This window comes from Streptomyces sp. NBC_00377, from assembly GCF_036075115.1.
Lineage (GTDB): Bacteria > Actinomycetota > Actinomycetes > Streptomycetales > Streptomycetaceae > Streptomyces.
Map to the genome: position 1 here is coordinate 1,884,020 of NZ_CP107958.1, position 26,590 is coordinate 1,910,609.

At 69.4% G+C, this 26,590-nt stretch carries 29 protein-coding genes and 1 pseudogene; 15 read left to right on the top strand and 15 right to left on the bottom strand.

Going from position 1 to position 26,590, the window contains the following annotated elements; all coding sequences use genetic code 11:
* Positions 1-68 precede the first annotated feature (68 nt).
* Positions 69-1,616, top strand: a complete 1,548-nt coding sequence (locus tag OHS71_RS08295) for an alpha/beta fold hydrolase (protein ID WP_328484440.1) — start codon at positions 69-71, stop codon at positions 1,614-1,616.
* A 49-nt stretch (positions 1,617-1,665) separates the two neighbouring features.
* Here OHS71_RS08295 and OHS71_RS08300 read toward each other — a convergent pair whose 3' ends face one another.
* From OHS71_RS08300 to OHS71_RS08325, 6 genes are all read right to left on the bottom strand, one after another.
* On the bottom strand, positions 1,666-2,409 hold the full coding sequence (locus OHS71_RS08300; RefSeq protein ID WP_328478364.1) for an amino acid ABC transporter ATP-binding protein: 744 nt from the start codon (positions 2,407-2,409) through the stop codon (positions 1,666-1,668).
* A 150-nt stretch (positions 2,410-2,559) separates the two neighbouring features.
* A complete protein-coding gene (locus OHS71_RS08305; protein ID WP_328478366.1) occupies positions 2,560-2,982 on the bottom strand; it encodes a DUF6278 family protein in 423 nt (140 codons plus the stop codon).
* A 113-nt stretch (positions 2,983-3,095) separates the two neighbouring features.
* Positions 3,096-3,875 carry an exodeoxyribonuclease III gene (locus OHS71_RS08310; protein ID WP_328478368.1) on the bottom strand — a complete coding sequence of 260 codons (780 nt, stop codon included), beginning with the start codon at positions 3,873-3,875 and terminating at the stop codon, positions 3,096-3,098.
* Between the two features lie 38 nt (positions 3,876-3,913).
* A complete protein-coding gene (locus tag OHS71_RS08315; protein ID WP_328484441.1) occupies positions 3,914-4,549 on the bottom strand; it encodes an MBL fold metallo-hydrolase in 636 nt (211 codons plus the stop codon).
* Positions 4,550-4,625: 76 nt separating this feature from the next.
* Positions 4,626-5,936 (bottom strand): bifunctional 3-oxoadipate enol-lactonase/4-carboxymuconolactone decarboxylase PcaDC, encoded by a 1,311-nt coding sequence (pcaDC, locus tag OHS71_RS08320; RefSeq protein WP_328478370.1) that lies wholly within the window; start codon positions 5,934-5,936, stop codon positions 4,626-4,628.
* Positions 5,937-6,392: 456 nt separating this feature from the next.
* Positions 6,393-7,598, bottom strand: a complete 1,206-nt coding sequence (locus tag OHS71_RS08325; RefSeq protein ID WP_328478372.1) for a tyrosine-type recombinase/integrase — start codon at positions 7,596-7,598, stop codon at positions 6,393-6,395.
* Between the two features lie 906 nt (positions 7,599-8,504).
* Between OHS71_RS08325 and OHS71_RS08330 the strand changes: the two genes are divergently transcribed.
* A complete protein-coding gene (locus OHS71_RS08330) occupies positions 8,505-9,269 on the top strand; it encodes an IS5 family transposase (RefSeq protein ID WP_328478374.1) in 765 nt (254 codons plus the stop codon).
* 2 nt (positions 9,270-9,271) lie between these two features.
* Here the strand turns inward: OHS71_RS08330 and OHS71_RS08335 are convergent, their stop codons facing one another.
* From OHS71_RS08335 to OHS71_RS08345, 3 genes are all read right to left on the bottom strand, one after another.
* Complete coding sequence (locus OHS71_RS08335) at positions 9,272-9,643, bottom strand: hypothetical protein (RefSeq protein ID WP_328478376.1); 372 nt, start codon at positions 9,641-9,643, stop codon at positions 9,272-9,274.
* Positions 9,644-10,186: 543 nt separating this feature from the next.
* Positions 10,187-11,581, bottom strand: a complete 1,395-nt coding sequence (locus OHS71_RS08340; RefSeq protein WP_328478378.1) for a heavy metal translocating P-type ATPase — start codon at positions 11,579-11,581, stop codon at positions 10,187-10,189.
* 195 nt (positions 11,582-11,776) lie between these two features.
* Positions 11,777-11,986: a hypothetical protein gene (locus OHS71_RS08345; protein WP_328478380.1), complete on the bottom strand. Its 210-nt coding sequence runs from the start codon at positions 11,984-11,986 to the stop codon at positions 11,777-11,779.
* An 819-nt stretch (positions 11,987-12,805) separates the two neighbouring features.
* On the opposite strand from OHS71_RS08345, the gene OHS71_RS08350 reads away from it, so the two are divergent.
* The gene (locus tag OHS71_RS08350; RefSeq protein ID WP_328478382.1) at positions 12,806-13,678 is read left to right on the top strand and encodes a universal stress protein; all 873 of its coding nucleotides are present in this window, start codon (positions 12,806-12,808) and stop codon (positions 13,676-13,678) included.
* Between the two features lie 165 nt (positions 13,679-13,843).
* Here OHS71_RS08350 and OHS71_RS08355 read toward each other — a convergent pair whose 3' ends face one another.
* Positions 13,844-14,323 (bottom strand): general stress protein, encoded by a 480-nt coding sequence (locus tag OHS71_RS08355; protein ID WP_328478384.1) that lies wholly within the window; start codon positions 14,321-14,323, stop codon positions 13,844-13,846.
* Positions 14,324-14,656: 333 nt separating this feature from the next.
* Here OHS71_RS08355 and OHS71_RS08360 point away from each other — a divergent pair, with 333 nt between their 5' ends.
* The 4 genes from OHS71_RS08360 (at position 14,657) to pspAB (ending at position 17,138) form a co-directional block, all read left to right on the top strand.
* On the top strand, positions 14,657-15,433 hold the full coding sequence (locus tag OHS71_RS08360; RefSeq protein WP_328478386.1) for a PspA/IM30 family protein: 777 nt from the start codon (positions 14,657-14,659) through the stop codon (positions 15,431-15,433).
* The gene (gene pspAA / locus OHS71_RS08365; protein WP_328478389.1) at positions 15,430-15,708 is read left to right on the top strand and encodes a PspA-associated protein PspAA; all 279 of its coding nucleotides are present in this window, start codon (positions 15,430-15,432) and stop codon (positions 15,706-15,708) included. The genes OHS71_RS08360 and pspAA overlap by 4 nt, the downstream gene beginning before the upstream one ends.
* Positions 15,709-15,713: 5 nt before the next feature.
* A complete protein-coding gene (gene htpX, locus OHS71_RS08370; protein ID WP_328478391.1) occupies positions 15,714-16,616 on the top strand; it encodes a zinc metalloprotease HtpX in 903 nt (300 codons plus the stop codon).
* A 78-nt stretch (positions 16,617-16,694) separates the two neighbouring features.
* On the top strand, positions 16,695-17,138 hold the full coding sequence (gene pspAB, locus OHS71_RS08375) for a PspA-associated protein PspAB (protein ID WP_328478393.1): 444 nt from the start codon (positions 16,695-16,697) through the stop codon (positions 17,136-17,138).
* A gap of 377 nt (positions 17,139-17,515) precedes the next feature.
* Here pspAB and OHS71_RS08380 read toward each other — a convergent pair whose 3' ends face one another.
* The 5 genes and pseudogenes from OHS71_RS08380 to OHS71_RS08400 all read right to left on the bottom strand — a co-directional run bounded on the left by OHS71_RS08380 (position 17,516) and on the right by OHS71_RS08400 (position 21,959).
* Positions 17,516-17,704 carry a hypothetical protein gene (locus OHS71_RS08380; RefSeq protein ID WP_328484817.1) on the bottom strand — a complete coding sequence of 63 codons (189 nt, stop codon included), beginning with the start codon at positions 17,702-17,704 and terminating at the stop codon, positions 17,516-17,518.
* A gap of 16 nt (positions 17,705-17,720) precedes the next feature.
* Positions 17,721-18,179: pseudogene (locus OHS71_RS08385) on the bottom strand (multicopper oxidase domain-containing protein); the annotation flags it as partial.
* 74 nt (positions 18,180-18,253) lie between these two features.
* Positions 18,254-18,700: a hypothetical protein gene (locus OHS71_RS08390; RefSeq protein WP_328478395.1), complete on the bottom strand. Its 447-nt coding sequence runs from the start codon at positions 18,698-18,700 to the stop codon at positions 18,254-18,256.
* 104 nt (positions 18,701-18,804) lie between these two features.
* The gene (locus tag OHS71_RS08395) at positions 18,805-19,140 is read right to left on the bottom strand and encodes a metal-sensitive transcriptional regulator (RefSeq protein ID WP_328478397.1); all 336 of its coding nucleotides are present in this window, start codon (positions 19,138-19,140) and stop codon (positions 18,805-18,807) included.
* On the bottom strand, positions 19,137-21,959 hold the full coding sequence (locus OHS71_RS08400; RefSeq protein ID WP_328478399.1) for a heavy metal translocating P-type ATPase: 2,823 nt from the start codon (positions 21,957-21,959) through the stop codon (positions 19,137-19,139). The genes OHS71_RS08395 and OHS71_RS08400 overlap by 4 nt, the downstream gene beginning before the upstream one ends.
* Positions 21,960-22,202: 243 nt before the next feature.
* Here OHS71_RS08400 and OHS71_RS08405 point away from each other — a divergent pair, with 243 nt between their 5' ends.
* The 8 genes from OHS71_RS08405 to OHS71_RS08440 all read left to right on the top strand — a co-directional run bounded on the left by OHS71_RS08405 (position 22,203) and on the right by OHS71_RS08440 (position 26,554).
* The gene (locus tag OHS71_RS08405) at positions 22,203-22,439 is read left to right on the top strand and encodes an SHOCT domain-containing protein (RefSeq protein WP_328478401.1); all 237 of its coding nucleotides are present in this window, start codon (positions 22,203-22,205) and stop codon (positions 22,437-22,439) included.
* Between the two features lie 68 nt (positions 22,440-22,507).
* Complete coding sequence (locus tag OHS71_RS08410; RefSeq protein WP_328478403.1) at positions 22,508-22,777, top strand: YgaP family membrane protein; 270 nt, start codon at positions 22,508-22,510, stop codon at positions 22,775-22,777.
* The gene (locus OHS71_RS08415) at positions 22,774-23,019 is read left to right on the top strand and encodes a hypothetical protein (RefSeq protein WP_328478405.1); all 246 of its coding nucleotides are present in this window, start codon (positions 22,774-22,776) and stop codon (positions 23,017-23,019) included. Before OHS71_RS08410 ends, OHS71_RS08415 begins: the two co-directional genes overlap by 4 nt.
* 16 nt (positions 23,020-23,035) lie before the next feature.
* On the top strand, positions 23,036-23,296 hold the full coding sequence (locus OHS71_RS08420) for a hypothetical protein (RefSeq protein ID WP_328478407.1): 261 nt from the start codon (positions 23,036-23,038) through the stop codon (positions 23,294-23,296).
* A gap of 14 nt (positions 23,297-23,310) precedes the next feature.
* Positions 23,311-24,018 carry a methyltransferase family protein gene (locus tag OHS71_RS08425; protein WP_328478409.1) on the top strand — a complete coding sequence of 236 codons (708 nt, stop codon included), beginning with the start codon at positions 23,311-23,313 and terminating at the stop codon, positions 24,016-24,018.
* Positions 24,019-24,024: 6 nt separating this feature from the next.
* A complete protein-coding gene (locus tag OHS71_RS08430) occupies positions 24,025-24,336 on the top strand; it encodes a hypothetical protein (RefSeq protein WP_328478411.1) in 312 nt (103 codons plus the stop codon).
* A 65-nt stretch (positions 24,337-24,401) separates the two neighbouring features.
* Positions 24,402-25,064, top strand: a complete 663-nt coding sequence (locus OHS71_RS08435; RefSeq protein WP_328478413.1) for an ABC transporter ATP-binding protein — start codon at positions 24,402-24,404, stop codon at positions 25,062-25,064.
* On the top strand, positions 25,061-26,554 hold the full coding sequence (locus OHS71_RS08440; RefSeq protein WP_328478415.1) for an ABC transporter permease: 1,494 nt from the start codon (positions 25,061-25,063) through the stop codon (positions 26,552-26,554). Before OHS71_RS08435 ends, OHS71_RS08440 begins: the two co-directional genes overlap by 4 nt.
* Positions 26,555-26,590: the final 36 nt, after the last annotated feature.

Consider the following 26,590-nt stretch of genomic DNA (forward strand, 5'->3'; position numbering starts at 1 on the left):
TTACCGTCGGGTCACTTTGCGATGGCGCAGACAGGCTCGAGGAGTGACCCGTGGGACGACCGCACCGCATGGCCCTTCGTACGACCGCCGTGGGCGCCGTCTGCGCGACCCTGGCCGCCGGCGGAGCACTGGACCTCGCCCCCGCCGCGCAGGCCGCCGCGGGGAGCGTGCGGTACGTCGACATCGCCGGGGACGGCGGCACGGTCCTCAAGGCCAACGTGGTCACCCCGGCCGACGGCACCCGCCGCCACCCGCTGATCGTGCTGCCGACCAGCTGGGGCTTCCCGCAGGTCGAGTACCTCGTGCAGGCGCAGCGGCTCGCCGACGCCGGTTACGTGGTGGTCGGTTACAACGTGCGCGGCTTCTGGCAGTCCGGCGGCGACATCGACGTGGCCGGGCCGCACGACGTCGCCGACGCCGCCGAGGTCGTGGACTGGGCGCTCGCCCACACCCCCAGCGACCCGGAGCACATCGGCATGGCGGGCGTCTCCTACGGCGCCGGGATCAGCCTGCTGGCCGCGGCCCACGACCCACGGGTCAAGGCCGTCGCCTCCCTCAGCGGCTGGGGCGACCTGATCGACTCGATCTACTCCGGCCGTACCCAGCACGTCCAGGCCGCCGCCGTCCTCGACACCGTGGGCACGGTGGTCGGCCGTCAGAGCCCCGAGTCCCGGCGGGTGTTCTCGGCCTTCTACTCCTCCGACCTGTCGAAGGAGAAGGACATCCTCGCCTGGGGGAAGAAACGTTCCCCCGCTACGTTCCTGGACCAGCTCAACAAGAACGGGGCGGCCATCATGCTCGCCGGCTCCTGGGGAGACACGATCTTCCCGCCCAACCAGTCGGCCGCCCTCTACGAGAAGCTGACCGGCCCCAAGCGGCTGGAGTTCCGCCCCGGCGACCATGCGACCGCCGAACTCACCGGGCTGTTCGGGCTGCCCAACGACGTGTGGACCGACACCGGGCGCTGGTTCGACCACTACCTCAAGGGCGAGGACAACGGCGTCGACCGCGAGCAGCCCGTCCGGCTCAAGTCCCGTTCCACCAGCGGCTACGAGGGCTACCCGGACTGGAAGTCGGTGAACGCGAACCGCACCGGGTTCGACCTCGCGGGCTCCACCTCGATCCACACCGGCGTGGACTCGGGCGCGGACGGCGGGATCGTCTTCCTGTCCAGCATCCTCGACCAGGTGGCCAGGATGCCCCCGGTGGCGGCCGTCCCGCTCCTCCCCCGCCGCTGGGCCGCCGTGTGGCAGTCCGCCAAGTACGCCACCGCACAGCGGGTGCGCGGAACGGCGAAGCTGCACACCACCGTCACCCCGACCGACGAGAGCGGCACCCTCGTCGCCTACCTGTACGACGTGGGGCCGCTCGGCATCGGCAAGCTGGTCGCCCACGCTCCGTACACCTTCCACGCACGCACGCCCGGCAAGCCGTTCGGTCTCGACCTGGATCTGTTCTCCACGGCCTACGACGTCCCCGCGGGGCACCGGCTCGCCCTGGTGGTCGACACGGTCGACCCGCTTTACATCGAGCACAACCCGTCCGGCGCACGGCTGACCTTCTCCTCACCGGCGGACGACCCGTCGTACGTGTCGGTTCCGCTGCGCGAACAGTGATCTCCGGCCGTCGCCGAAGCGGTGGGGCTCCGCGGGCCGGCGCCGTCGGTCAGTGCTTGAGGATCTTGGAGAGGAAGTCCTTGGCGCGGTCGCTGCGCGGGGCGGTGAAGAACTCCTCGGGCGTGCGGTCCTCGACGATGCGGCCGTCGGCCATGAAGACGACCCGGTTGGCGGCCGAGCGCGCGAAACCCATCTCGTGGGTGACCACGACCATCGTCATGCCCTCCTGGGCGAGCTGCTGCATGACCTCGAGGACCTCGGTGATCATCTCGGGATCCAGGGCGGAGGTGGGCTCGTCGAACAGGAGCGCCTTGGGATCCATGGCGAGGGCGCGGGCGATGGCCACGCGCTGCTGCTGGCCCCCGGAGAGCTGCGCCGGGAACTTGTCGGCCTGATCGGCGAGGCCCACGCGGTCGAGCAGTTCGCGGGAGCGCCGGTCGGCCTCGTCCTTCTTGCGTCTGCGGACCTTCACCTGGCCCAGCGAGATGTTCTGGAGCACCGTCTTGTGGGCGAAGAGGTTGAAGGACTGGAAGACCATCCCGACCTCGGAACGCAGTCCCGCCAGCGTCTTTCCCTCCTCGGGCAGCGGCTGTCCGTCGAGCGTGATCGAGCCCGACCGGATGGGCTCCAGGCGGTTGATCACGCGGCACAGTGTCGACTTCCCCGACCCCGAGGGGCCGATCACCACGACCACCTCCCCCCTGCCGACGGTGAGATCGATGTCCTGAAGGACATGCAGCTCCCCGAAGTACTTGTTGACGTCACGCAGCTCGATCAACGGATCGACGGCCATGCGCAGCCCTACTCACTCTCAGCCGTGTCGTGGTCGCCGCAAACTATCCGGACAGGGAAAGCATCCGGGGACGACACGCACCCTCGCGTCATTAGCCGTATTTACGCCCGCTCCAGGTCCCTGCCCCGGTTGCGGCTTCGGTCGCCGGTCTCAGTTCTCGGCCACCTCGGCGTAGAGCTGGGACAGTTCGGGCGTGCCGGTCGCGGCCCAGTCGCGGCCGGCGGTGACCACGTCGACCTCCCGGCCGGACGCCAGCCGGACGACCGGCTCGCCCTCGGGCCAGACCGCCCACACCGCACCGGGGACCGTGCGCACGACGACCGTGCCCAGGTAGAGCCCCGCGTCGTGACCGAACCAGGGCAGGGTCTCCTCGTCCTCGCGCCAGCGCGGCGGAAGCTGGTCCAGCGCCTCCAGCGACGCGGCCGTGTCGTCGAGTCCGACCCCGGCCCGAGCGGCGTGAGAACGCAACAGCTCGCATTCGGAGAGGAGTTGGGCGATCCCCTCCGAGTCCTCCTCGGCCAGCACCGCCGCACGGTACTTCTTGCTCCTGTTGCCCAGGAAAGGGATGTTCATAAGCCCAGCGTGACATTCACACCGGCGTGCACACCACAGGCGCGCGGGCACCGGCTGACGACCGGACGGCCGTTCCGGTCGGGCAGGGCACGTCTGCGGACGGGCCCTGCCCGCTACACCTCGAGGTCGACGACGACCGGAGCATGGTCGGAAGCGCCCTTGCCCTTGCGCTCCTCGCGGTCCACATAGGCGTCCTTCACCGCTGCGGCGAACGGCGCGTTGCCGTACACCAGGTCGATGCGCATGCCCCGGTTCTTGGGGAAGCAGAGCTGGCGGTAGTCCCAGTACGTGAAGGGGTGGTCGTACTTCAGCGGGCGCGGGACGACGTCCGACAGACCGGCCTCGCGCAGGGACGCCAGGGCGGCGCGCTCGGCCGGGGTGACATGGGTGGAGCCCTCGAAGGCCGCCGGGTCGTGGACGTCGTCGTCGGTCGGCGCCACGTTGTAGTCGCCCAGGACCGCGAACGGGCGGCCGCCCGCCGCGTCGCCCGCGACGGCCGCCTTGAGGGCCTCGAACCACTGGAGCTTGTAGGCGTAGTGCGGGTGGTCGACCTCGCGGCCGTTCGGCACGTACACCGACCAGACGCGGACCGGGCCACAGGTCGCCGAGACGGCGCGGGGCTCCTGCGCGCCCTCGTAGCCGGGATCGCCGGGCAGGCCCTTGACGACGTCCTCCAGGCCGACGCGGGAGAGGACCGCCACGCCGTTCCACCGGCCCGTGGCGTGCACCGCCGCCTCGTAGCCCAGCTCGCGCAGCTGCTCGAGCGGGAACTGCGCCTCGGCGACCTTGGCCTCCTGGAGGCAGAGCACGTCGGTGCCACTGCTCTCCAGCCAGGCGAGGAGCCTCGGCAGGCGGGCGGTGATCGAGTTCACGTTCCAGGTCGCGATACGCATGTCTCACAACCTACCCGGAGGGTCCGACAACGCGACCCTCACAGCCGGGCGGACGCTCCCGGCGCCAGCCGGCCGTGCTCGGCGCCGCCGAGGTTGCCCAGGTGGGTGTCGTAGATCGGGCGGGCGAGGTCGGTGAGGAGGGCGTCGTGGATGTCGTAGACGCGCTGCGGCCGGACCTCGCGGACGTACTCGATGACCTCGGAGATCTTGTTCCAGGGAGCCTGGACCGGGGCCAGCAGGGTCTCCACCGGGTGCCCGGGGACGGTGAGCGCGTCACCGGGGTGGAAGACACGGCCCCCGTCGACGAGGAAGCCGACGTTGGTGACGCGCGGGAGGTCGGGGTGGATGACCGCGTGCAGCTCGCCGTGGACCTGGACGTCGAAGCCGGCGGCGGTGAACGTGTCGCCGTGGCCGACTGTGTGCACACGGCCCGGGAACGCGGCGGAGAGCTTCTCCGCGACGGACCTCAGGGTCCAGAGCTCCGTGGCCGGGTCGGCCTCCAGGGCGGCCCGCAGGCGGTTCCCGTCGAAGTGGTCGGGGTGCTCGTGCGTGACCAGGATCGCGTCCGCGCCGAGCGCGGCGTCCGCCTCGCTGAACGCGCCGGGGTCGAGAACGAGCGTGCGCCCGTCCTTCTCCAGGCGCACGCACGCGTGCGCCTTCTTGGTGAGTGTCAGAGCCGTCATGGGGTCCATCCTGCCCCCGCGTCCGCAACGGGGCCCACCCGGCCGGGCGTCCCCGGCCGGTGAGGGCTCACTCGGTGGGCGTGGTCTCCTCGCGGATGACCTGCTGGGCCACCTTGAACGCGCTGTTCGCCGCGGGCACACCGCAGTACACGGCCGCCTGCAGCAGCACCTCCTTGATCTCATCGGGGGTGAGACCGTTGCGCAGTGCGGCGCGGACGTGGAAGGCGAGCTCCTCCAGGTGCCCCCCGGCGACCAGCGCGGTGAGCGTCACGCAGGAACGGGCCCGCCGGTCGAGTCCGGGCCGGTCCCAGATCTCGCCCCAGGCGTAGCGGGTGACGAACTCCTGGAAGTCGCCGGAGAAGTCGTCGGCCTGCGACAGCGCCCGGTCCACGTGGGCGTCCCCGAGGACCTCCCGGCGCACCTTCAGACCGGCGTCGTAGGGATCGGGACGGCCCATGACCTGTACCGGTTCGAGGACCGGCGCGGGCGCGATCTCCGCGATGGCCAGCGGCTGCAACGGCTGCTGGGGCGCCGCCACGACCGCTCTGACGGGGATGCCCGGGACCGCCGTCTGTCCGGTGGCGGAGTCGTAGGCGGGCTGCCAGGCGGTGGAGAAGTGGCGGACCAGCAGGTCGGTGACGGCCGCGGGCTGCTCCACCGGGACCAGGTGCGAGGCGCCCGGCACGACGGCCAGCCGGGCGTCCGGGATGCCGGCCACCAGGGTGCGCGCCTCGGCGGGGCCGGTGACCTGGTCGTCCGAGCCGACGAGGACGAGCGTCGGCACACCGATCAGCCCGATCTCGGCCCGCACGTCGAACGCGGCGAGCGCTTCACAGGCGGCTATGTAGCAGCCGGGATCCGTGGTGCGCACCATCTGCACGGCCCACTCGGTGATCGCGGGCTGCGCGGCCGCGAAGCCGCTGGTGAACCAGCGGTCGGGCGAGCTGCGGGCGATCGGGTCGAGGCCGTTCGTGCGGACGATGACGCCGCGCTGCCGGAACTCGTCGGCGGTCCCGAACCGCGGCGACGCCGCGATCAGGGCGAGCGAGGCGACACGCTCCGGGTGCCGCAGCGCCAGCTCCACGCCGACCGCGCCGCCGAACGCGCAGCCCGCGTAGCCGAAGCGCTGCACGCCGAGCGCGTCGAGGGTGGCGAGCAGCCGCCCGGCGAGGTCGGAGACCGAACCCGCCGGATAGGCGGGGGCGCCGCCGTGCCCGGGAAGGTCGAACCGGAACACCCGCCACTGCATGGCGAGCTCGGGAACCTGACGGTCCCACATGTGCCATGTGGTACCCAGGGAGGGTCCCAAGATCAGGACCGGCGCGTCTTCTGGCCCGTCAAAGCGGTATTGCAGGGTGTTCGGTGGTGTCTCGCTCACCCGTCTGAGCCTCTCATCTGTCACGAGATGTCACATCGCCGGGGTGGGCGTAGCGGGCCTTGCCTCGCTCCGGTCCTGCCGACCAGAACCCAGGTATACATTCTCCGGCATGTACTCGTGGCGGTGTCGACAGGAGGCCCTCCGGGCGCGTGCCCTCCTTCAGCCGCTACGAGCAACGCATTCCTCTTTGATCACGGCCTCCAGGCGGTTCAGGAAGCAGCATCAAGTGTGGTGGCACGAACGAGGCTCGGCGTGATCCACCTGGAAACATTCCGAAATCCCGCCCAACAGCAGCTTAATCACCACACGGTGAACGCTTGGTAGAAGGCTTGGCCGTAGCCGGACGCTCTCAGTTACAGCCACGAATCCAAAGCCAGCAAGCGGACTCCGAAGCACCTCGCCCCAATCCTGCAGGCCATACGGCGCGCAAGTCGCTCGGCTCATAGTCCGGGTGGCTCACTCTTGCCCCTCTGCCGCACCCCCGTGGAGGCCATCCCAAGTGGTGGCGGCTCCGCGAAGATCTTCTACATCCGGCTTGACGTACCACCGCTTGGTCGTCTTTACGTTCGTATGTCCGGCCCATCGCGCGAGGATGTGGTCCGGGACGCCGTTGTTGGCGAGGAAGGTGAAGCACGACGAGCGTGCGTCGTAGAGCCTGACTCGACGGAGCCCTAGCAACTCCATAAGCCGGTACGCGCGTCGGCGAAGTTGCTTGATCGTGAAGGCGTCGCCCCCCTCATGCGCCAGCACGTAGCCCGACACCGTGTACGCCTCCCCCAGAGCGAGCCTCTCCTCGGCTTGGAGAGCCCGGAATGCCTTGAGGGCTCCCAGCACCAGCGCCGGCAGCGGCAGATCCCGCTCACCCGCAAGAGACTTGGTGTCCTTCTCCACCACGTACCGGTTGCCCATCATCGTGCGCGTGTTGGCAATGACGATCGTGGCGTTCTCCAAGTCAACGTCTTCCCACCGGAGGCCGCAGACTTCAGCTGGACGAAGCCCCATCAGCGAAAGAAGAAGCGCAGCATAGAGACGCTCACCCTTGATTCCATGGATGAATTTCTGAACCTCCTGGACGTTCCAGGGCGGCACCTCCTCTTTAGTCTTCCGCTCTTCCTTGCGCGCTCTCCGGGGAATGGTCACGTGCGCAGCGACATTGACGTACACCAACCGCCGGGTAACGGCTCTCCCCAGTGCTTCCTTCAGCCTAGCGAGGCTCATATCCACACTCGTGACACTGAGTGGCGTCCCGGCCCTTTTACCACGCACGCGGCCATGCGCCAGCGCCCAGTCCCTCCACTCTTCCACGTGCTCTTCAGTAAGGTCCTGGAGACGGATATTGCCGAGCCTCCCTCGAACTCGTTCCAGGGTAATCGTGTAGTTGTAGATGGTGGTTTCTTCGAGGTCCTCCGCTTTCATGGCCAGCCATCGGTCGAGCCACTCATTCACGGTGATCCTGTTGGGCGGCACAAGTGACCCATCATGCCGCCGGTTAGTTATGTTCGCGTACTCAGCCCTAGCTTCCTTCAACGAGTCGAAGGTGCGCCTCAATTGCTTGCGCTTCCCGGTTTCGGGGTCGATTCCTGCGTCGACAACAAACCGGTATCGAACCTTCCCCTTCGAGTTCGGCGGAAGTTTCTTGATGGGATCGGGCAGAATACTCACTCTCCTCGAATAGGCGGACATAACTTCACAACGCCACGTCTACCGATCGATGTAGGCAAACTGGCGGCACTATTCGCTACGGCTCCACCGCCAAGCACAGCCGGGTACGAACACCATTAATGCTCCACACGATCCCCGGTTTCGGTAACCGGGGATCGTCTGCTAGGCATCGCACCCTGCACTACGGGAACCTGCCTTCATCCCTTTCTCCGCCTCGGCCAGGCGGTACAAGCGGAGGGCGGGGGTCACGCCATGGGTGACAAGCACCAGTAGCCCGTCGCCGGTGAGGCGGTCGAGGTTGCGGGCCACGACACGCTCGATGCGCCAACGGCCCTGGAAATGTGGGGAGTTATGGGACCGGGATGTACCACGATGTACGCGTGGACCTCTCGGTCACAGTGGTAGCCGCGTTGTAGTAAGCCCTCACCGAACATGCCTGCCGCGCAGACGAAGAAGCACAGCGCCGTAGACAGAGCGGCATAGTCCTCCGTCACCTGGGCGGTCCACGCGTTAGCGGCGCCAAGCGCCATGAGGGTGGGGGCGGTGAAGACGGGCAGATCGGACTGAGAGAATCTGCAGGTGGACCTCCTTGGGACTGCGCTCGTTCACGAGACCGAGTGGCGCGGGCTGTGGCCTGGGGACGGCCGACCGTCTGCCGGTTCGGCTCGGATGCCCGCATCCCTTTGCCGACCAGGCGTTTTCCCGGTTCGTTGTACGTTGACATGATCCCGGAGGAGGTTCCAGTCCGTTGGGGCACTTTCCCGTCTGCCGTGAGCTGAAGGTTTCCGGCAGACACTGAACCCTTTCCAACCTCACGTGCCAGCCGGGCAGTTGGGCTGACAGACAGATGAAGCCCCTGGTAGATGGGTTTTCGACCAAGAGAACCGTCTCCACCAGGGGCTTCGCATGCTTGTCTACCCGTCCGGCGTCGACGTGTCCAGCTCTACCCTGCGCTTCCTCGCCGCCCGCCTGAGGGAACACCGCCGCGCTCTCGGAACCCGATGGCGGCGCCTGAACGCAGGCCGACAGGCCCTGCTCACCCTCGCCCACTTGCGCAACGGCCAGCCCTACGCCCAGCTCGCGGCCGGATTCGGGATCGCAACCACCACCGCCTACCGATACATCACCGAGGCCGTCAACCTCCTGGCCGCCCTCGCCCCCACCCTCACCGAAGCCGCACGAGCGGCGTCGACGAAGGCGTACGTGATCCTGGACGGGACCTTCCTGCCCATCGACCGAATCGCTGCCGACCGCCCGTTCTATTCGGGAAAACACAAGAAGCACGGCATGAACGTGCAGGTCATAGCCGACCCGAAGGGGCGTCTGATGTGGGCTTCACCAGCCTTGGCCGGCGCCATCCACGACGTCCGAGCCGCGCGCGAGCACGGCATCATCGACGCCCTCGCCGAGGCCGGCATCAGCTGCTGGGCCGACAAGGGCTACCAGGGCGCAGGCGGCACAGTCCGCCTCCCTTACCGCGGCCGATGGGACAGCCTCTCCACCGGCCAGCAGGCCGTCAACCGGTCCCACGCAAAGATCCGTGCACTGGTCGAACAAGCCATCGCCACCCTCAAGTCCTGGCGGCTCCTCCGCAAACTCCGCTGCTCGACGACTCGGATCACGAGCCTCGTCCAAGCCGTCCTGGTCCTCCAGCTCGCTGCCACGGGCTGAGATCAACCCGCAGCATTCACCAGAACCGTCAATTCGGCCTCCGTCGTCCCAGCCCGCAGACGAACGTCGAAGGTGTAGCCCTCATCGCAGAACACCAGGTCGAGGTCCACGGGTGTCAGTCTGCGGAAGACGATCGCCAACCAGATCGCGTCTTCCTCCCAGACGTCCATGTACAGGCAGGTACTGTCCTCGTGCAGATACGCCTCACCTGGGCCGTTCTCCGTCTCGAACTGCCATATGAGGCTGCGTACTTCGCTGCGGTGCACCGAGTCGATCTCGACCCCAGACCACCGGGCACGGATCGCGTCAGTCAGCGCCTCTCGATCGATGCGCCATCCGCCCGCATCACCCTCGACCACCGCCAGAAGCGTCATAGCCAGGGTCTACCAGATGCCCGTGACACAGCGCCGATCGGCTGTCGCCTGAAGTTGGAATGGGCTCACTTACTCACTGCTCGGGCCCGACTGCTTGTGCATGGACGCGCGCTGGTCCACTCCCGTACAACCTGCGACAGCCACCTCTCCGCCACGGCCGCAGCCGACCCGGCAGCGCTGATCACGACCGTATGGGCATTCTGGGCGGTTGTTCCCGCTTAACGACGGTGTTGCTTTCTGTCTGACACCCCGGCTGACCTGCTCGTTTGCTTGTTGCACTCAGCCAGGTTGCATTGATACTCATCGGCCATGCACCAATCGACGTACACATCAGCAGGCTGAGAGTCCTGGGGACTTGCGTTCAGGCCGGCGATCCCGGATGGGATGCCGCTGCTGTTCGACGACGACCTCCTCTTCGAAGACAGCAACGGCGTCCGTCCCACCACCGTGATCAACTGCTGGGCCTGCGAGCTGCCAGCGAATGGATGCCCATCGCCAAATTCGTGGCACTACTACGTGCGTACGGTGCGTGAGTGGCTGGTGTTAATATCCGGGCACGGGGTCGCCTTGTTCGACACGCGGCGTCGCCTGAAAGCAGCGTTTAGCGCGTACTAGGTCTATCGAGCCCAGGGTCCCATCAAGCACCGCTTCGAGGCGTCCACGTGGAACCAGAACATGGGGATCCTGGCGGGGTTTTACAAGTGGGCGAAGGACGAGGAGTACGCAGACTCCGAGCCGTTCACGTACCGCCGTGTCCGAGCCGACCTTGGTAGCGCGCACCCGCAACGTGCCGTTGGCGTTGATCGTCGCGCCGACGACCTGCGAGCCGGGGGCCTTATGTACCGGAAGGCTCTCCCCGGTGACCATCGACTCGTCGACCTCGCTCTCACCCTCCTCCACGATCCCGTCGACGGCGATCTTGGCTCCGGGGCGGACCAGCAGCAGATCACCCGCCACGACCTTTGTGGTGGGCACCTCGATCGGCTCGCCGTCGCGTACGACGAGTGCCTTGGGAGGGGCGAGGTCGAGCAGGGTGCCGATGGCGTCGTTGGCGCCGCCCCGGGCGCGCATCTCGAACCAGTGGCCGAGCAGCACGAACGAGGCCAGCACGGTGGCCGCCTCGTAGAAGACGTCACCGCCCCCGGTGAGCGTGATGATCAGGGAGTACAGCCAGCCGGAGCCGACGGCGACCGAAACCAGCACCATCATGTCCAGGGTGCGGGGGCGCAGGGCCCGTACGGCGCCGTCGAAGAAGATCGAGCACGCGTAGAAGATCACAGGAAGGCTCAGCAGCAGCGCCCAGACATCCTGGCGCAGCCCGAAGGGAACGGGGACGTCCAGGCCGAAGACGTCCTCGCCGATCGGCGACCAGATGACGATGGGGATCGAGAACAACAGCGCCACCAGGAAGCGGTTGCGCATGTCGGCCACCATCGCTGCCATCGACATGGCCTCGCGCCCGCCGTGCCCCATCAGCTCGTGCGGCGTCGGCATCCCCTCGGCCTCGGCGGGAGCCTCGGGTGCCGCGTGCTCGATGTGCTCTGTGGGCGCGGTCGGAGCGGCCACCGGCGCGGCATGGCTCTCATGAGCCGCGTGCCGGTCCTCCGTCTCAACGACGAGGGGATCGGATTCGGCCATCGGATCGCAGACATGGGACGGTACCGACTGGCCCGCGCAGTGGTAGCCGCATTCCTCCACCCAGCGGCGCAGCTCGGCCAGCGACGTACGCCGCGGATCGAAGACCACGGTCGCCGACTGCGCGACCGGGTTGACCTCAACCTCAATTACGCCAGGGCGCCGCCCCAACACGGTCGCGACGGTGCTCTGCTGCGACGCCCACGCCAGGCCGCGCACATCCAAGACCGCAGTACTGCGCTCCTTACCGGGACCCTCGCGGTGAGTCGCGTCATGATCGTGATGATCGGCGTGATGAGGCACGGTCACCCCTCCTTCGACGGGTGAGACCGGGACAGTCGTCGGGCGGAGCGCCGGTGGTGAGATCCTGCGGCCGATTGTCCCCCGGCCGCACGCCTGGGCAACAGCCGGAGCCGGGACGGGGCGGTGAGCGCGGCCAGGATCCGGGCCGCCTGGACGACCGACGCGGCCCGCCGCTCGGCGATGTCTGGTCGGCTGTCATGGCCTCTTGCCCTTCTGCCGGGCGGCTTGGCGCTGGAGCTCACGGATCCTGTGCGGGGGACGCATCCTGTGCGAGAGCCACAGCCCGCTGATGACAGCGGCGAGGGCCAGGCCGAGCAGGACCGTGTCCCCGGCGTCGGCAATGCCGCGCGCGGGCCGGAATTCGGCGTCGGCAATGCCGCGCGCGGGCCGGAACTCGTCCAGCACCGCGCTCGTGCCGGTCTCGGTTCCCGTCGCGAACGGCCGCTCTGCGGGGAGGAGGGCAGCTTCCCGCCGAGCGCGTCCAGCAGGAGGACGCGCGCCCGTGGGAAGGCAGTCTCGTCCGGCCCCGGACCCTCCACGACTTCGAGAGCCTGACGGCCGAGACCAAGGTCGACGCCCTCCTTGTCCGGGGCCTCCAGGGCGTCTTCGATACGTTCGCCCACCCGCTCCTCGCCTGCGTCGTTGGCGGTCAGGGCGATGGCCTGCTCGATGAGTACCGGCGCTTCCCGGCTCTCTTCCTCATCCGCCCGGGCCTGCCCAGGGAACACTGGGATGAGGACCAGGACGAGCACCGTGACGGCCAGCGCCACGGCACTCCGGAGGTCGAGGCTGCCGTACCGCCTCGACCGCGGGCTTCTTCTCCGGGCGGGTGGGTCCTCACCCATGAGTGTCTCCGCGGCTGCCTGACCAGCGCCGCTGTCTCCCTAGAGACTGGTGGGTACCGGGAGGGATCCGGCTCCGTGACCCGCCGAGACCCTGAGGTCATCACTCCTCCGCGTACCGACGGCGACGTGTGACGGCCCGCCGGTCCCATCAGGCAGCAACACGTATGCGCCCCGGTCAGTAGTGGGCCATGCCGTCACGCGGGGACGACGGGTGCTTCCGCGGGCTACTCGGGAATGCGGAGGATTTCCGGACGATGGATGCTGGTCGGGCAAGGAGCAGGGAGGCTGGCCATGCGCCAGGGCGTGCCCCCTGCCGCCTCGGTTCGATGCGGGAAGCCTGTCCGCCATGCCGAGGTCGTGCCCCACGGAGGTACCGGCCATGGAAGCAGTCGTCACCGCGGGCCTCGACGGTTCCCCGGAGAGCCGATCCGCCGCGCGCTGGGCGGCAGATGAGGCGGCGCGGCGCGGGCTGTCGCTGCGGCTGGTCCATGCGTCGGTGCCGCTCGCGCCCACGGCGGCGGACATCCCTTCCAAGAACACGCAACGCCACTGGGCCCAGCGCCTCCTGCGCGATACGGAGAGCGAACTGCGCGAGCTCCACCCAGGTCTGCCCATCACCACGGAGCTGATCTCGGAGGAAACCACCGACGCACTGCTCACTGCCGGGGAAGCCTGCGCGATGCTGGTGCTCGGCTCACGAGGCATCGGCCCGGTCGCGGGCTTCTTCCTCGGCGACATCGGCCTGCACGTGGTGGCACGAGCCGACCGTCCCGTCGTTCTGGTCCGCGCCGGCGAGCAGCAGAACGATCAGGCATCCCGTGCTGAAGCCACCAGCGTGGTTGTGGGCCTGAGCCTGCGCCGGCGGTGTGAAGAGGTGCTGGAGTTCGCCTTCGCTGCCGCGGCCCGGCGCGGCACCGTACTCCGTGCCGTCCACTGCAGGAGTCTGCCGGTCCCGGCCTCCGCGTTGTGGTATCCGAGCCCCGAGGCCGCCGAAGCCGTCGCGCGTGCGGTGAGCCAGGAACTGCGCACGGTCCTGCGCCCATGGCAGGAGAGGTTCCCCGGAGTGCGGGTCATCGATGAAGTCATGTTCGACAGCGCCGCACGGGCCATGGCGACCGTGGCGTCAGGATCCACCCTCCTAGTCATGGGCCGTCGGCGGGACCGCCCCGCCCTTGCACCGGACATCGGTCCAGTAGCCCACGCCGCCATTCACCACGCCATATGCCCGGTCGCTGTCGTCGCTCACGACTGATCTGGTGAATCCGTGCCGTTCACGGGCCGCACCCGCGCCAGGCGTGTCCTCATCAGGGCGGACACAGCCGGTCAGCGGCCGACGGAACCGGCGAAAGCGCCAACAAACCACCAGAGGAGAATGGAGCGTCCGCCGCCCTGCCCAGTGCGACCAGGGCGGTGGGGGTCAGTCTTCGCGCCAGCCGAGTTTGATCAGCATGTTCTTGGCCTCCTCGGCGACCTCGGCGTCGGCGACCACGTCGTAACGGGCGGCCACGATCTGGCTGCGGGAGGAGAAGTCGCGGTGGCCACCGCTGAGGGCATGACCGGCGAAGCCGAAGACCGCGCCGAAGACGGCGCCGTAGGCCAGCCCGCTTAGCATCAGGACCAAGACGTGGTGGTTGCCGGCGGCGAACACCGACAGCAGCAACCCGACCAGCAGCCCGAACCAGGCGCCAGTGCCTGCCCCCGCCAGGGCGGCCCGGCCGCGGGTGAGACGGCCGAGGACGGTCTCGACCGTGCGCAGGTCGGTACCGATGATCGCGGTGCGTTCCACCGGAAATCTGTTGTCGGACAGGAAGTCGACGGCGCGTTGGGCGCCGTTGTAGGTCGGGTACGAGCCGACAACCGGACGGTCGACCTGCGCAGTGGGCGGGTGCTGGGTCATCGAAGGACTCCCTTCATCATCAAGCAGCCTGCGCCAGTGCCACCTCTCGTGCAACGCCCACTGGCGTGGGTGAGCGCATGCAGAGCGGCGACGTCGGGGATCTGCAGAACGCGGGTGGCTTCGTCGAGCCTGCTCGTGGGGTGCGGACCCGGTACAGGGCCCGACCGGCCCCGAGTGGGGGCCGGCCGGTCCCTACCCCGCTGGGTATCGCGGGGCGAGGATGGCCGGGAGCACCAGGGATCGCGGTTGCGGCCCGGACCACCGGGCCGGAGTCTGAAGGTGTCCGCCGAGTGGCCTGGCTGATTCCTCACCCCTCGAGAGGAGGCGGCCTTAATGAGCAGCATCGCTCACCGCATCGCCGCCCTGTTCCGGATCAAGGCGAACAAGGCCCTGGACAAGGCCGAGGACCCCCGCGAGGTCCTGGACTACTCCTACGAGCAGCAGCTCCAGATGTTGCAGAAGGTGCGGCGCGGCGTGGCCGATGTGGCCACCAGCCGCAAACGCCTCGACTTGCAGATCAGCCAGTTGCAGCAGTCCGGCGGCAAGCTGGAGGGACAGGCCCAGCAGGCACTCGCCGCCGGGCGCGAGGATCTCGCCCGCGAAGCCCTGACCCGGCGCACAGCCGTGTCCTCCCAGATCACCGACCTGCAGACCCAGCAGGCGTCGCTGCAGGACCAGGAGGAGAAGCTCACCCTCGCCACGCAGCGCCTGCAGGCGAAGGTCGACTCGTTCCGTACCCGCAAGGAGACGATCAAGGCCACTTACACCGCGGCCGAGGCGCAGACCCGTATCACCGAGGCCGTCACCGGCATCGGTGAGGAGATGGGCGATGTCGGCTTGGCCATGCAGCGTGCCCAGGACAAGACCGAGCAGCTGCAGGCCCGCGCCGGCGCACTGGACGAGCTGATCGCCTCCGGCGCGCTGGAGGACGCCACCCTGCCAGCCGGCCGTGACGACATCCAGGCCGAACTCGAACGCGTCACCGCAGGCGGCGACGTGGACAAGGAACTGGCCATGATGAAGGCGCAGCTCCCGGCGGCTTCCACCCCGCCGGCCGTGGAGGGCGGCGGGGCCAGGCAGGCACCGCCGGACCAGGAGGCGACGTCATGATCATGCGGATTCTCGGCGAGGGCCAGTACGAGATCACCGAAGAGCACCTGGACCGGCTCAACGAGCTGGACGCGGCGCTGCAGTCGGCCGCCGACGCGGACGACGAGACCGCGTTCACCGCCGCCCTGTCAGCCCTGCTGGACGCCGTACGCAGCCTCGGCACACCACTGCCGGACGAAAGGATCACACCGTCCGATCTGGTGCTGCCCGACGCGGACACCAGCCTCACGCAGGTGCGCGAACTGCTCTCCGACGAGGGCCTGATCCCGGGGTGATGACGATGCGCAGCCGTTTCGAGCCCGACCGGCAGCTGACCGCCCGCATGGCGGTCACGATGTTCCTGCTCGGGCTGTTGTACGTGGCGTTCATCGCCGCGCTGATCGTGCTGCTCAAGTCCGTCGTCCTGGTGGTCGTCATCGCCGCCGCCCTGCTCGTCGCGCAGTTCTGGTTCTCCGACCGGATCGCCCTGTACGCCATGCACGGCCGCCTCGTCAGCCGCGAGGAACAGCCCGAGCTGCACGGGGTCATCGACCGGCTCTGCGCCACCGCGGACATGCCCAAACCCCGGGTGGCCATCTCCGAGATGGACCTGCCCAACGCGTTCGCCACCGGCCGCAACGCCGACCACGCCGTCGTCTGCGTGACCACCGGGCTACTGCGCCGCCTGGAGACCGATGAACTTGAAGGCGTCCTCGCCCACGAGCTCTCCCATGTCGCACACCGCGACGTCGCGGTGATCACCATCGCCTCGTTCCTGGGCGTGATCGCCGGGCTCATCGTCCGCTTCGCCTTCTACTCCCAGCTGTTCGGCGGACGCAACCGCGACCAGAACACCGCCGCCCTGCTCGCCATCGTCATGGCGGTGTCCGCGCTCGTCTACGCCCTCAGCTTCCTGCTCATCCGGGCCCTGTCCCGCTACCGCGAACTGGCCGCCGACCGCGCCGCGGCCATGCTCACCGGGAAACCCTCGGTACTGGCGTCGGCGCTGACCAAGGTCAGCGGCGACATCGCCCGCATTCCCACCCAGGATCTGCGCACCGCCCAGGCGTTCAACGCGTTCTTCTTCACCCCCGCGCTCGGGCCCGGCACGGCGCTGGCCACCATGTTCTCCACCCACCCCAGCCTGGAACGCCGTCTGGAGGCGCTCGCGGCCATCTCAGTGGAGCTGGGTGAGGCGGCATGACCACCCACCACCGCCCCGGCCGCCCGCCCCGGCGTATCCCGCCCGAGCCGGGCATGGACAGAAGGAGCTGACGGCCCCGTGGGTTTCCTGGACGTCCTGTTCGGCCGGACCAGGCCGGTCAAGCCCGACCTGGACCAGCTCTTCGGCCTGCCCTCGGCCGCGATCACCCTCCAGGCCGCGAGCGGCTTCACCCCGACCGGAGCGGGCTCGGTGTGCTTCGCCGCCATCGAGGGCGGGGCCTTCACCCAAGTCCAGCAAGACGTCCGGGCCCTGCTGGATGCGGACTCCGAACGGGCCGGCGTGCCGGTGGAGTTCAGCCGTGACAGCTACGGCTACTCATGGCTGCTCTCCCGTCGCGACCCCGACGACCTGCCCGCCCTCGTGAGCGACCTGCACGCGGTGAACACCGCCCTGCAGGACAGCGGCTTCGGCCCCACAATCAAGGCCACGGTCAAGGACAACCTGCGCGTCGAGGAGGACCTGACCCGCTGGTTCCCGCTGTGGGGAGCCCCCAGCCTATGAATCCCTGGGGCCCATCACCTGGCAGCGCCCGGCTCCGAGAGGCCGACCCCTGCGGCCTCGCGCCGCGGGGTCGGTGTCGTGAGCGACCGGCCAACCGCAGCCATCAGCGTGGCCGCACACACGGCTCCCGGGTATTCGGGGGTTCATGAACACTCCGATCGGTCGGTGGCATAGTGCCGATGACCGCATTTCTCGCAATACACCAGTAACCTGGACAAATTCGCGTGAATCATTCGAATGCCTGGGGTGTCCCACTCGCACAGCGCCATCAAAGCGCCTCCAGCGGGCGCACATGCGGGCGGCATCCTGGCGTACCGGCACGTCGAGAAGGCTCGATGGCCATCCACTCCCAGCGCCTGACCTGCACCGCCCCGAGGTCAGCCTTCCGTCGCTGCGGTCTGGCCGAGCTCGTGGTACCCGGCGTTGGGGAGCAATCCGGTGGCGGTGGCCAGGCGCACGTTGTAGTTGAAGATCGCCGTGACTTCCACGATGTGCAGGATGTCCGCGTCGGTGAACCCGACGTCCCGCAGGCGAACGATGTCGTCTTCCTCGCACACCTCTGGCATCTGGGTGAGCTTGACAGTACGTGCCCGGGGCGTCCGCGATGAACCGGTAGGTGAAGTTGGCGCCGGCCCGGACGGCGGTCTGAGTGGCCGGGGGCACACCGTCCATGTGGTTGCGCAGGGCGATTCCGTGCCAGTGGATCGAGGTGGTGATCTTGCCCGGCAACTGGTTGGACAGCTCAGCGGCCAGGATGTCTCCGGCGGAGAGCCGGATCTCCTTGCCGGGGGTCTGCCCGTCGAAGGCCCAGGTCTTGGCCCGGACGCCGCCGCCCAGGTCGAGCATGGCGGGCGCCTCGGTCAGGGTGATCTTCTGCTCCCTTCCGGTGCCGACCCGCTTCTTCTCGGCGCGGGTGACTTGGGAGCCGGACGGGCTGACCAGGGCGGGAGTGCTGCCGGACGTGCTGCAGGCGGCGAGCGCGCCCGCGCCGGCGGCGCCGAGTCCGGCGAGCAGGACGGAACGGCGGTTGGTGCTGTTCACGATGTGAGTCCTCTTGTTCGAGCTGCATGCGGGGTCGCGGACGCAAGACGGCACACGGGTGCCGTGGGCGCGGCCTAGATGCGCAGCTGGGAGAGGACCGACAGGTCAGGTGGCGCGCGGCCGATCGTCCCGGCGGGCACCGGGCCGGATCGGGCCTGGTATGGGTTTGCCGACTGCCAGGCAAGCCCCTGCGGCGGCTCAGCGAGCTTGATCACCTCGACGCTCGCAGTAGTGCAGTGCTGCATGCCCGCGGTGGAGCAGGCGCTGTGGGGAGAACTGTGCGCGAACGCACTCGCGCCGGGCACGTCCGTGTGGCCGACGGAAGAACTCATCGGCATCGCGTCGGCGGGCGAGGACGCCATGCCCGGCATGACGTGCCCGGCATGCGGGGCGGAGGGCGCGGAGGTGACAGCGATCGCGGCGGTCTCATGGTGGACCAGCACGGCCAGGGCGGCGCACAGGGCGATGACGACGCCGCGCGCCCAGCGCACGGCGCCCGCGCGAGCTGACTGTGTCGCCATCGCCTCCACCCGAGCTTCTGCTTTTCGAGCCCCGTGGGTGGGAGCTCGCCGCGCGCCCAATATACCCCCGTGGGGTTTATCCGGCCTTTGGGCCGCGGAGGCGGTCACAGGCGCAGTGTGCGGCGCAGGGCGAGGGCGAGTTCGCCGAGCTTGGCCTCGCCCGCCGCCGGGTCCGAGCGGGCGGCGTCGGTCACGCAGTGCCGCACGTGGTCGTTGAGTAGGCCGAGTGCGACTTCCTGCAGGGCTCGGGTGACGGCGCTGATCTGGGTGAGGACGTCGATGCAGTACCGGTCGTCGTCGACCATGCGGGTCACCCCGCGCACCTGGCCCTCGATCTTGTGCAGCCGGGCGAGATGGTCGGACTTGCGGTCGGCGTAGCCGTGCGGGGTCACGCCCGGTGCCGGGCCCGGAGTACCTGCGGGGCCGGAGATGGTGGTCACCTGATCTCATCTCCTCGTGGCGTGCCGTGCGCAGCAGATGCCCGGTAGCGGTCCGGGTCGGCGCAGAAGGTGGCAGCGCATCCGGCGGAGCAGAAGTAGTACCACTCTCCGTCCATCACGTGACGCTCCGCTGCGGTCTCCGGGTTGACCTGCATGCCGCACACCGGATCTGTGACAGCGGTGGCGGACTCGTGCTGATGGTCGTGGCTGGGGCGCTTGTCGCTCACTTCGCCCTCCGGTGTCGTGGCGGGCTGGGGCGTGTGTTCGGCCGGTGTCTCCGTCCGCGGCTCGGCCGCCGGTTCGACCGCTGCCGCTGCGGCGGGCGGCAGCGGGCTGGTGTGCCAGCGCCGCAGGCGGGAGGCGTTGGTGACCACCGACAGGGAGGACAGGGCCATGGCGGCGGCGGCGATGATCGGGCTGAGGCGGATGCCCCACACCGGGTACAGGGCTCCTGCGGCGAGGGGGACGCCGACGGCGTTGTAGACGAGGGCGAAGAACAGGTTCTGCCGGATGTTGCGCATGGTGGCGCGGGAGAGCCGGATCGCGGTGACGACTCCGGTCAGGGAGCCGGAGATGAGGGTGATGTCGGCGGCCTCGATCGCCACGTCGGTGCCGGTGCCGATCGCCAGCCCGACATCGGCGGCTGCGAGGGCCGGGGCGTCGTTGATGCCGTCGCCGACCATGCCCACCGTGCGACCCTCGCTCTGCAGGCGGCGGATCTCGTCCGCCTTGTGCTCGGGGAGCACCTCGGCCAGGACACGGTCCACGCCGACCTGGGCGGCGATCGCGGCCGCGGTACGGGCGTTGTCGCCGGTGAGGATGACTACGTCGATGCCGAGCCTTCGCAGGGCTGCGATGGCCTGGGTGGAGTCGTCCTTGACGGTGTCGGCGACGGCGAGCACTCCGGCCGCGCGGCCGTCGACGGCCGCGAGTATGGAGGTCTTGCCCTGGGAGGACAGCTCGGCCGCGACCGGGGCCAGCGCGGTGGTGTCGATGCCAGCGTCGGAGAGCAGCCTGGCGGTGCCGACCAGGACGGCACGGCCGTCGACGGTGGCCTGTACTCCCTTGCCGGTGACCGAGTCGAAGCCGCCCGCCGCACGTGGGGTGAGGCCGCGTTCCCGGGCCCCGGCGACGATCGCCGCCGCGAGCGGGTGCTCGCTGTCCGCCTCGGCCGCGGCGACCAGGGCCAGCAGTTCGTTCTCCTGGAAGCCTTCGGCCGTGTGCACGTCGGTGAGCACGGGCTTCCCAGCGGTGACGGTGCCCGTCTTGTCCAGCACCACGGTATCCAGCTTGTGGGCGGTCTCCAGCGCCTCGGCGGAACGGATGAGGATGCCTGCCTGGGCGCCCTTGCCGGTGCCGACCATGACCGACAGCGGGGTCGCCAGGCCCAGGGCGCACGGGCAGGCGATGATCAGAACGGCGACCGCGGAGACCAGCGCGAGGGTGAGCGCCGGTGCCGGTCCCACCGTGTACCAGAGCGCGAACGTGGCGATGGCGATGGCGATGACGGCGGGCACGAAGTAGGCGGAGACCGCGTCGGCGAGTCGCTGGATGGGCGCCTTGGACGCCTGGGCCTGCTGCACCAGACGGACGATCTGCGCGAGCATGGTGTCGGCGCCGACCTTGCTCGCGCGCACCCGCAGGGATCCGGTGCCGTTGACCGTGGCCCCGATCACCGTGTCCCCGGCGCGTTTGGTGACCGGCATCGGCTCGCCGGTCACCATCGACTCGTCCACCGCCGAGGAACCCGACAACACCTCCGCGTCGACCGGCACCTTCTCCCCGGGCCGGATCAGCACCTCATCGCCGACCGCCACGGCCTCCACCGGGATCTCGGTCTCGGTGCCGTCGCGGATCACGCGGGCGGTGCGGGCCTGCAGCCCGAGCAGTGCGCGGATGGCCTCACCGGTGCCGGCCTTGGCACGCGCCTCCAGCAACCTGCCGAGCAGGATCAGGGTGAGGATCACCCCGACCGCTTCGAAGTACACCTCGCGCACGTTCTCGGGCAGCAGGGTGGGGGCGAGCGTGACGACCAGGCTGTAGCCGTACGCGGCCGTGGTGCCCAGCGTGATGAGGGAGTTCATGTCCGCGCCGCGGTGGCGCAAGGTGAGCCAGCCGGTCAAGTGGATCGGCCAGCCGGTGTAGAGCATCACCGGCGTGATCAGAGCCAGCTGCAGCCAGTGGTTCAGCAGCCAGCCAGGCACCCAGTCGGCGCCGAAGAGTTCGTGCGCCATGACGGCGAAGAGCACCGGGGCGGTCAGCACCGCGCCGAGGGCGACCCGCCGGGTCAGGTCGGCGATCTCCGCGAGCCGCTCGGCGGACTCCGCGGCCTCCGCCTCGGCTGCCGCGGCCTCGCCGCCCGGCAAACTGCTCGTCGGCCCATCCGCGGTAGTGGTGGCAGCCGCTGTCCGACCTCCACCGTCCGAGGCGGCATCCGTGCCACTGGCCGGTTCGACCAGCAGCGTGCCGTGGATCATGTTCATCCCGCACGCGAAGCCGAACGAACCGGCCTGATCCGGGCTGAGGTGCACGGTGGTGCGCGCGTACGCCGGGAGCCCGGCGCTGACCCGCAGGTCGGGGAAGACGACTCGGGAGGTGCACTCCCCGCTCTCCTGCCGGTCGAAGACCAGCTCCACCGGCACTCCCTGGCGGACCTTGATGACGTCGGGGCTGTAGCCACCCCGCACGGTCACCTCGATCCGCTGCATCCCGCCCTCGATCAGCGCGGTGCGGGCCCTGCGCGGGCCGAAGAAGAACCAGCCCAGACCGGCGATCAGCACGGCCGCGGAGACCATCACGACGACATCGGCAACATCCATGGCAGATCGGCCTCCCTGCGTGTTCACTCCCTCCAGCCTCGCTCGCGGCTACCCCAACCAGGTAGGGGCTGACCGGCCCCACCGCCCGGGACCAGTGGACCCTGTGCCCTCAGGCCAGAACGGGAGGACCCTGGAAGCAACACAAGAACGAAGCCGGACAGCGCGGGCCCTGCGCCCGCCGGCCGGGTGACCTGGGGACGTGATGGCGATGATGTTCTGGTACGACCACCACAACGTCAACGGGTGGGGCTGGCTAGCGATGTCGGCCAGCATGATCCTGTTCTGGGCGTTGATCATCACCGCCGCCGTCCTGCTCTTCCGGGCACTGGGCCGCCCCACGAGCACACGCACAGCCCGGCCGGTCCCTCGCCCGAGCAGTTGCTCGCCGAGCGGTTCGTCCGCGGCGAGATCAACGAGGAGGAGTACCAGCGACGCCTGGCGGCACTGCGAGCCTCTCCGCCCTCCACGAAACCTGGATAACGCCCCAGCCTCAACGCGGGACCAGACGAATTAAACGGCGTGATCGCTCTCGACGAGAAGGAATCGCCATGACGATCCGACCTACAGCGGTGCACACGCCCCGCTGGCGCACCATCAACATCACCCCCGCCGAGCGCATCGGCCGCATCGCCCTCGGCCTCGCCGGGATCATCGTCGGCCTCGTCCTGCTCACCAGCGCGGGATCCGCCCTCGCCGTCATCCTGGAGGTGCTGCTCATCGCCGCCGGACTCGACCTCCTGGTCACCGGCGCGCTCGGCCACTGCCCGCTGTACGCAAAACTCGGCCACGTGCCCAAGTCCCTACGGAGCCCGCGATGAGCGACCACGACCCGCGCCACCACCCACCGGACCTGTCCAAGTCCCCAGCTCCCCAGCAAGGCGGCCGCCCCGGCGGCCACGGCTGGATGATGATTGCCTGCTGCATCCCGATGATCGCCATCGCCGTCGTCCTCGTGGCTACCGGAGTCGTCGGCATTGGCTTCATCTTCGTCGCGATCGCCTGCACGGGGATGATGGCCGTGATGATGCGCGGCATGGGTGGCAGCAGCGGCGGCCACTGACGGCTCGGAGCCCGCGATGGTCGCCGTGACAGCCACACTGATCGGCACGCTGATTATGGCCACCCTCTCGTACGACATTGTGCGCCGGATCACGCCGCACGAGAGCCGCTGCCCTCCCCTGGCACGCCTTCGGGGTCGGCGCGCCGCTCTGGAAGACGCTGAGCGATGGTGCGTCGGCCTGCGCCTGCACGGCCGGATCGACGCGTCCACCTACCAGCACCGGATGAGCGGCCTCGCCCGCGGCCGACGCAGACCAGTCACCAATCGCACAGCCTGACCGAGGAGGACGTGATGGCGGATGCCGCATACGGCCTGTGGCCGCTGGTGGTGCTCAACACCCTGCTGTTCATCGTCTTCGCCGCGAGCTTCTTCCACCCGAAAAGCAAGCGGGACTGGCGGGCGATGGGCGCCTACAGCGCCTTCCTGGTGGCGCTGTTCACCGAGATGTACGGCACCCCGCTGACCATCTACCTGCTGGGCAGCTGGCTCGGCAGCCAGTTCCCGCTGCTCAAGGACACCCACGCCGGCGGCCACCTGTGGAACGACCTGACCGGCTGGACAGGGGATCCGCACCTGAGCCCCTTCCACCTCGCCAGCTACGTCGCCATCGGCGTCGGCTTCTGGCTGATCGCCGCCGCCTGGAAGGTGCTGCACGAGGCCGCACAGCACGACCACCTCGCCACCACCGGCCCCTACGCCTGGGTGCGCCACCCGCAGTACGACGGCTTCCTCCTCATCATGATCGGGTTCCTGCTGCAGTGGCCCACCATCCCCACCCTGATCATGTTCCCGGTCCTGGTGTACGTGTACGCCCGCCTCGCCCGCAGCGAGGAACGCGAGGTCGCAGACCGGTTCGGCGAGCAGTGGACCGCCTACTCCGCCAGCACCCCCGCCTTCTGGCCCAGGCGGCCCCACAGGACGCCGCCCGCCACGAAGCACGGCACCCCCAGCACCCCCGGGTCCGCGAGCGGACCCGACTCACGAGCCACGCGGAGGTGACCTGGCATGGAAGCCCTCGTCTGGACTCTGATCGTCCTCGGGGACCTGGCCACCGCCGCGTGCGCGGTGCATCTCACCCGGCGCCACAGGCGCGACGCCGCGAACCTGGTCCGCTTCATCCACCGCACCGCCCCCGTCCTCCTCGCGGCCGGCCTGCTTCCCCTTCCCGCACTCCTTGCCGCTGACGCGTCCGCGGCAGCCTGGGGTCTGTGGGGCGCCACCACCATCACCGCCGCCCTGGTCTACGCCTACGCCGACACCCTCCGCGACCTGCCGCCGCACGCACGGACGGCATCCCCGACCGGGAGCAGGCCGTGAGCGGCCAGGACCGGCGGGAAACACCGAACAGCGGCCCCAAGCCAACCGATGCACCGCACACCAGCGTGATCGAACCCGCCCGGCCGACCACCGACCGCGCCGTCCTGGAGGCAAACGGGGTCGAGAAGACCTACCGGCGCGGCCTGTGGCCGGCCTCGCGCCGGACACCGGTGCTGAATGGCGTGGACCTCACCCTGGCCCCCGGCGAAGTGGTCGGCCTGGTCGGGGAGAATGGCTCCGGCAAGAGCACCCTGATGAAAATCCTGGTCGGCGCGCTGGCCGCGGACGCCGGCACCGTCACCCGCAGCGGGCGGCTGGGCTACTGCCCGCAGGAGCCGATCATCTACGAACGCCTCACCTGCGACGAGCACTTCGAGCTCTTCGGCCGGGCCTACCGCCTGCCCCAGGAGGCGGAGCGGCGCTCGCGCAAGGACATCTACGCATCGCTCGACTTCGAACGCTACGCCGCCACCCGCGCGGACCAACTGTCCGGCGGGACCCTGTCCAAGCTGAACCTGGGCCTGGCGCTGCTGGCCGACCCCGAGGTGCTGCTGCTGGACGAACCGTACGCAGGCTTCGACTTCGACACCTACCTCAAGTTCTGGGACCTGGTCGGCCAGCGCCGCCAGGCGGGCCGCTCCGTGCTGATCATCAGTCACTTCGTGACCGACCAGGAGCGTTTCGACCGGGTCGTTCAGCTGCGGGACGGGCGGGCGGTGCCCCGGTGACCGCCGCGCCGTTCACCCGCAGGTTCCTCGTCGAGGCCGCCCGGACCCCGGTCAACCTGCTCGTGCTGGTCCTGGTCCCAGTGGCGTTCGTGGTCGTGGCCGCCGGACCGATGGCGGATGCCGCCGAGCTGCTCGGCGGCCCCGGCGGTCCCGCGGTGCAGACCGCCACCGCCGGGTGGGCCGCCGCCTTCATCGCCGCGATCGCCATGTACTTCCAGATGCGCGGCGCCCGCACGGCCGACCGCCGCCTGGTCCTGGCCGGGCTGGCCCCCTCCCGTCTGGCCGCCTCCCGTATGACCACCGGCCTGGCACTGGCCCTGCTGGCCGCAGCCGCTGCCCTGCTGGCCCTTCAATTGCGGACCGGACTCGGTGACAATCCGGGGCGGGTACTGGCCGGGACGCTTATGTTCGCGGTGATCTACCTGGCGATCGGTGCGCTCATCGGCGTCCTGGTCGCGAACCCGGTCAACGGCACCGTGCTGGTCCTGTTCGTGTGGATCCTGGATGTATTCTTCGGTCCCGCGATCGGCGCGGCGGACCGTCCGGTGACCCGCATCCTGCCGACCCACTTCGTGACGCTGTGGATGATCGACCTGCCTTCCCACCACGCGGGCCGGATCGGCGATCTCGGCTGGGCCCTGGCCTGGGTTGTCGTCGCGACCGCCGCCGGCTGGACGGTGATCATCGCCACCAGCCGCGTCGCCCGGCCCCGCCGCCATGCCGGACCCGGCTCGGCCGTCGACCAGGTGGCGGCAGGCGTGCGGATGGGCCTGCGGGAGACGGGGCGCAACCGCGTGCTGTGGGCGCTGCTCGTCGCCGTACCCGTGGTCTTCGTCCTCCTCGCAGTGGCCACCACCCCCGACGAGTTCACCTCCATGACGGTGCGCGAGCACGGCCGCGCCCTCTCCCCACAGGTCTGGCTTCCCAACGTTCACGGCGGCACCATGGCTCCGATCGCCATCGCCTCACTGGCCACCCTCGCCGGACTGTTCACCGTCCTGAACGCCCGCTCCGCCGACCAGCGCCTGGCCCTGGCCGGCTTCCGCCCCGGCAGCCTGCTCGCCTCCCGGCTGGTCGTCGTCACCGTGCTGGCGTTGCTCGCGACCGCCGCCTCCCTCGCCGTCACCGCAACCGTGTTCGATGCCCGCCAGTGGGGCCTCTACATCGCCGCCAACACCCTGATCGCCCTCACCTACGCCCTGATCGGCGTCTTGATCGGCCCGATCTTCGGCCGCGTCGGCGGCGTCCTCATCGCCTTCCTGGTGCCCTTCCTCGACATCGGCATCGAACAGAGCCCGATGCTGCACCCGCAGCCCCCAACCTGGGCCCACGCCCTGCCCGGCTACGGCCCCGGCCGCGTCCTCATCGACGCAGCCCTCACCCCCACCTTCGACGAAACCGGCGCCCTGCTCCTCGGCATCGCCTGGCTGGCCGCCCTCACCACCGCCGCGGCTCTCCTGTTCCGCCGCGCCGCCACCGCGCCCCGCTGACACCCACACCCGCACCCGTATTGCGCCGGGCCTCAC